This window comes from Thalassospira xianhensis MCCC 1A02616, assembly GCF_003326475.1.
Taxonomy (GTDB): Bacteria; Pseudomonadota; Alphaproteobacteria; order Rhodospirillales; family Thalassospiraceae; genus Thalassospira; species Thalassospira xianhensis.
This window is the reverse complement of the sequence record NZ_JPWA01000073.1, coordinates 1-5,565: the sequence shown is the minus strand read 5'-3', so window position 1 is coordinate 5,565 and position 5,565 is coordinate 1. Positions and strand designations below refer to the sequence as shown.

Annotated in this window: 4 protein-coding genes; all 4 read left to right on the top strand. The window is 59.0% G+C overall.

Features of this window, described 5'->3' with window-relative positions; genetic code table 11:
* A partial coding sequence (gene nirB, locus TH5_RS24895; RefSeq protein ID WP_147250189.1) for a nitrite reductase large subunit NirB occupies nucleotides 1-1,980 on the top strand: 1,980 nt, incomplete at its 5' end.
* 5 nt (nucleotides 1,981-1,985) lie between these two features.
* Nucleotides 1,986-2,336: a nitrite reductase small subunit NirD gene (gene nirD, locus TH5_RS24890; RefSeq protein ID WP_114124115.1), complete on the top strand. Its 351-nt coding sequence runs from the start codon at nucleotides 1,986-1,988 to the stop codon at nucleotides 2,334-2,336.
* Nucleotides 2,326-5,061 carry a nitrate reductase gene (locus tag TH5_RS24885; RefSeq protein ID WP_114124114.1) on the top strand — a complete coding sequence of 912 codons (2,736 nt, stop codon included), beginning with the start codon at nucleotides 2,326-2,328 and terminating at the stop codon, nucleotides 5,059-5,061. The genes nirD and TH5_RS24885 overlap by 11 nt, the downstream gene beginning before the upstream one ends.
* The coding region (locus tag TH5_RS24880; protein WP_147250188.1) for a precorrin-2 dehydrogenase/sirohydrochlorin ferrochelatase family protein at nucleotides 5,033-5,565 on the top strand (533 nt) is incomplete at its 3' end. The genes TH5_RS24885 and TH5_RS24880, both read left to right, overlap by 29 nt.

The window sequence follows — 5,565 nt, the reverse complement described above, 5'->3', positions numbered from 1 at the left end:
CTGGGCCTCGAGGCCGCCGTCGGCCTGCAGGCGCGCGGCATGTCTGTCACGGTCCTGCATCTGGCCGGTCACGTGATGGAACGACAGCTTGATCCGTCGGCGGGTTATCTTCTCGCACAGGAACTTGGCCGTCGGGGCATCAATGTCATTACCGAGGCCGACACCGCCGAAATCGTCGGAACCGATTGCGTAACCGGCGTCCGGCTCAAAGACGGGCGCATGATCCCGGCTGATCTGGTGGTCATGGCTGTTGGCATCCGCCCCAACGGGCGCCTTGCCGCAGACGCGGGACTGACCGTCGAACGTGGCATTGTCGTTGACGACGTCATGACCACCAGTGATCCGGATATCTTTGCCGTTGGTGAATGCGTGCAGCATCGCGGCCAATGCTATGGCCTTGTTGCACCGCTGTTTGAAATGGCAAAATCCTGTGCCGATCATCTGGCCGAAATCGAAACCGATGGCTATGCCGGTTCGGTCACCTCGACCAAGCTGAAAGTCACCGGGGTTGATGTCTTTTCCGCCGGTGATTTTTCCGGCGGCGGCGAAACCGAAGAAATCGTCTTCCGCGATGCCGGACGCGGCGTTTACAAACGCATCGTTCTTGAAGACGGCAGGATCAAGGGTGCGGTCCTTTATGGCGATACATCCGATGGCGGCTGGTATTTCCAGCTGATGAAGGATGCCCAGGACGTGACCGAACTTCGCGATACCCTCGCCTTTGGTCAGGCCTTTGCCGGGGGATCCGCCGGAAACCCTCTTGATGCCGTTGCCGCCCTGCCAGACGACGCAGAGATTTGTGGCTGCAACGGCATTTGCAAGGGAACCATCGTTTCCGCCATCACCGAAAAGGGCCTGACGACACTCGACGAAGTCAAAGGCCACACCAAGGCATCCGCATCCTGTGGTTCATGCAGCGGCCTTGTTGAAAACCTTCTGGCGGCAACGCTTGGCGGTGATTATCAGGCCGCCGCCATCAAACCGATCTGCACCTGTACCGATCATGACCATGACAATGTCCGTCGCCTGATCAAGGCCAAGAAACTGAAAACCATGCCTGCCGTCATGCAGGAACTGGAATGGAAATCTTCGGACGGCTGCCACGTCTGCCGCCCGGCGCTCAACTATTACCTGCTGGCCGCATGGCCGGGTGAATATGTCGATCATGGTGCGTCGCGCTTCATCAATGAACGCGTCCACGCCAACATTCAGAAAGACGGCACCTATTCGGTGGTGCCGCGCATGTGGGGTGGCCTGACCAACCCGCGCGAATTGCGCGCCATTGCCGATGTCGCCGACAAATTCGATATCCCGACCGTCAAGGTCACCGGCGGGCAGCGCATTGACCTTCTGGGTGTGAAAAAGGAAGACCTGCCTGCCGTCTGGGCCGATCTGAATGCCGCCGGGATGGTTTCGGGCCATGCCTACGGCAAGTCCCTTCGCACGGTCAAAAGCTGTGTCGGGCAGGAATGGTGCCGCTTTGGCACCCAGATGTCGATGAGCATGGCCGTCGACCTTGAAAAAATGACCTGGGGCTCGTGGATGCCCCACAAATTCAAGATGGCCGTATCAGGTTGCCCGCGTAACTGCGCCGAAGCCACGATCAAGGATTTCGGCGTTGTCGCAACCGATGGCGGCTGGGACCTGCATGTGGGTGGCAATGGCGGCATTCATGTCCGTGCGACCGAACTTCTGTGCAAGGTAACAACCGATCAGGAGGTCAAGGAATATTGCGGCGCCTTCATCCAGCTTTACCGCGAAGAAGCCCGCTATCTGGAACGCACCGCCCCCTGGATCGAACGTGTCGGCCTGAAACACGTTCAGGAACGTGTGGTCGATGATGCCAAAAATCGCGCCGCCCTGTTTGAACGTTTCATGGAAAGCCAGAAAACGGCACAGGTCGATCCGTGGGCTGAACGCGCCAGCCAGGGCGTGGATGCGCACGAATTCAAATCCCTTTCCCTGATCGCAGCGGAGTAACGGCAATGACAGATATCGTAAACTGGGTAAATGTCGGACCGGTCGCCGATATCCCGCTTCAGGGGGCCCGCACCTTTCAGACCGAAACTGATCGCATCGCGATTTTCAGAACCCTTGATGATCAGGTCTACGCCCTTCTGGATCGCTGCCCGCATAAGGACGGGCCGCTGGCACAGGGGATCGTGCATGGCCATTTTGTCACCTGCCCGCTGCACAACATGGTCTTTTCGCTTGAAACCGGCGAGGCACAGGGCCCCGATGACGGCTGTGCTGCAAAGGTTGAACTGCGCGTCATTGACGGCACGGTCCATATCGGCCTGACGGCGGAACAAATCGGTCTGCGCCATGCGGGGTGAGGTTAAAACCACCTGTCCTTATTGCGGCGTTGGCTGCGGCCTGATCGTCTCCCCCACCCGGGACGGCTGGGCGGTCGGGGGCGACCCCGATCACCCGGCCAACCGGGGTCGGTTGTGCTCAAAGGGTGCCGCCCTGATCGATACGATCACCGCCGAGATGAAGCGCGATTTCCGCCTGCTGAAACCCGAAATCGATGGCAAAACCGTCGACTGGCCGACCGCAACACAGGAAACCGCGGATCGGCTGCGCGCGACCATCCAGAAACATGGCCCGAAATCGGTGGCGTTCTATGTTTCCGGTCAGCTTCTGACCGAGGACTATTATATCGCCAACAAGCTGATCAAGGGCTTCATCGGATCACCGCATATCGATACCAATTCCCGACTATGCATGGCATCAACCGTGGTCGGGCACAAACGTGCCTTTGGTGCGGATGTCGTGCCGGGATGCTACGAAGACCTCGAAATTGCCGATCTGGTCGTCCTGACCGGATCGAACCTGGCATGGTGCCATCCGGTCCTGAACCAGCGTTTGCGGACTGCCAAGGAAAAGCACGGCACCAAGATCGTCGTGATCGATCCGCGCAAAACCGCAAGCTGCGACATTGCCGATCTGCACCTGCCGATCAAACCGGGCAGCGACGTTGCCCTGTTTAACGGCTTGCTGGCATGGCTTGACCAGAACGGTCATTGCGACCTTCAATATGTCGCCCGCCATGTCAGCGGCTATGAAACCGCCGTCGCCGAGGCACGCGCGGACTGCCCCGATATCGAGAGTACAGCAAAAAAATGCGGCCTCGATTATCCCTCCGAGATCAGTGAGTACGCCGATCATGACGGCTCGGGTCTGGGGAAACTGGAAACGTTCTTTAACTGGTTTGCCGCCTTTGACCGCACGGTCACCGTGTTTTCACAAGGTGTCAACCAGTCCAGCAGTGGCTCTGACAAGGTCAATGCGATCATCAATACCCATCTGGCAACCGGCCGGGTCGGCAAACCGGGAGCAAGCCCGTTTTCCGTCACCGGCCAGCCCAACGCCATGGGCGGGCGCGAAGTCGGCGGCCTTGCCAACCAGCTTGCCGCCCACATGGATCCGAATGATGTTAACGATGTTGACCGGGTCCGCCGGTTCTGGAACTCCGATATTCTGGAACCGGGCGAGGGATACAAGGCGGTTGATATGTTCCGCGCCATCGAACGCGGTGAAATCAAGGCCGTCTGGGTCATGGCCACAAACCCCGCCGTCAGCCTGCCTGATGCGGATCGCGTCCGTCTTGCCCTGTCGCGCTGCCCGCTTGTCATCGTATCGGACACGGTGAACGATACCGATACGCTGCGCTATGCCCATATCAAACTGCCCGCCGCCGGTTGGGCCGAAAAATCCGGCACGGTCACCAATTCCGAACGCCGCATTTCCCGCCAACGCCCGTTCCGTGAATTACAGGGCGATGCCAAACCCGACTGGTGGATCATGACGCAGGTCGCACGCGCCATGGGATATGGCAAGGCATTCAAATACCGCGATCCTGCCGACATTTTCGCCGAACATGCCGCCCTGTCGGAATTTGAAAATGACGGCATGCGCGCCTTTGACATCGGCCAGTGGCAAAAGGCAAAGAAATCCGCCTATGACGCCATGGAACCGTTCCAATGGCCCGCATCGCGCAAACATCAGCCCGCGGGCGGCTCCGAACGCCTGTATGGCAATGGCATTTTCACCACCTCAAACGGGCGGGCGCGTATGCTGGCGGTCGCGCATAAACTGCCCATGTCGCAACCGGGCAAGGAATTCCCGCTAATCGCCAATAGCGGCCGCTATCGCGATCAATGGCACACCATGACCCGTACGGGCACTGCTGCCCGCCTTTCGGCGCATCGGCCCGAACCGTTACTCGAAGTCAACATCCTTGATGCCAAGCGTTACAAGCTGACCGATGGTGGCATTGCCCGGATCAGAAGCAAACGCGGTACCGCCCTGATGCGCGTATCCGTATCAGACGCCCAGATGCCCGGCGAAGTCTTCATGCCGATGCACTGGAACGATGTTTATTCATCAGCGGGCGGCATTGGTCGTCTGCCAACCGCGCATGTTGATCCCTTTTCCGGGCAACCCGAAACCAAACATATCCCGGTTTCCATCGAACCGTTTGAACCACTCTGGCAGGGATTGCTGTTTTCCAATACGCCGGTTGATCTTTCAGGTCTGCCCTATTGGGTGGCGGCAACTGGCCCCGGCTGCATGATTTATGAAATCGCCGGTGACAGGCCCTGCCTGTTCAAATCCATGTTGCCAATGGCGGCCAACAATATTGGTAATGAAAACGCCATCGAGCACATCATTGAATATAACGACGGCAAAAAAGGCGTTCATCGCTATGCCCGCCTGAATGGCGACCGCATCACCGGTGCGCTTTTTGTCGGCCCGGATCGCCCTGCCCTTGGCCGGGACTGGATATCGGCACTGCTTGGCAATGATGCGATCAGCGGGCCGGAACGCAATGCGCTTCTGGCGGGCCGCATGCCCGATGCCGGGGCGATCAATGATCGTTTGATCTGTTCGTGCTTCTCGGTCGGGCTCGCGTCCATCACGCGCGCCATCCATGACCAGAATGCGGTCAGCACCGCCGATATCGGCCGCCTGTTGCAAGCCGGAACCGGATGCGGCTCCTGCCTGCCGGAACTCAAGGAGATTCTTGATGACGTATTACCGCGCGCCGCAGAATAAACAGCAGCATAAAACGGCCAGCCCCGAAAACCTGTATGGCCCTGAAACGGAAACCCGGGAAACCTTCCCCTTCTTTCCGGCCTTCGTCCATGTCACCGGCAAAAAGGTCATCGTGCTGGGCGGGGGCGAGGTCGCGGCAGGTAAACTCCGCCTGTTGCTGCGAAGCCAGGCCGATATCACCGTCATCGCCCCGGAGCTTTGCACCGACATCGCAACGATGGTCGATACCGGCGCGATCCGTTGGGAGGCAGCCCCGTTTGTCGATACCATGCTAAATGGCGCGGTGATGATCTTTGACGCCGCCGATGACATGCACCTGACACGCCGGGTCAAGGTCGCGGCCAAACGGCGCAACATCCTTTTGAATGTCGTCGACAAAACCGAACATTGCGATTTTATCGTTCCGGCGATCCTTGACCGGGCACCGGTGATGGTCACGATCTCGACGGGCGGCTGTGCCCCGGCACTGGCGCGCATCATCCGCCAGCGGCTTGAAACCACCCT

Bases quoted from the DNA above. Each gene is read 5' to 3' on its own strand.
- nirD (WP_114124115.1), top strand. From the start codon at position 1,986: ATGACAGATATCGTAAACTGGGTAAATGTCGGACCGGTCGCCGATATC.
- TH5_RS24885 (WP_114124114.1), top strand. From the start codon at position 2,326: ATGCGGGGTGAGGTTAAAACCACCTGTCCTTATTGCGGCGTTGGCTGC.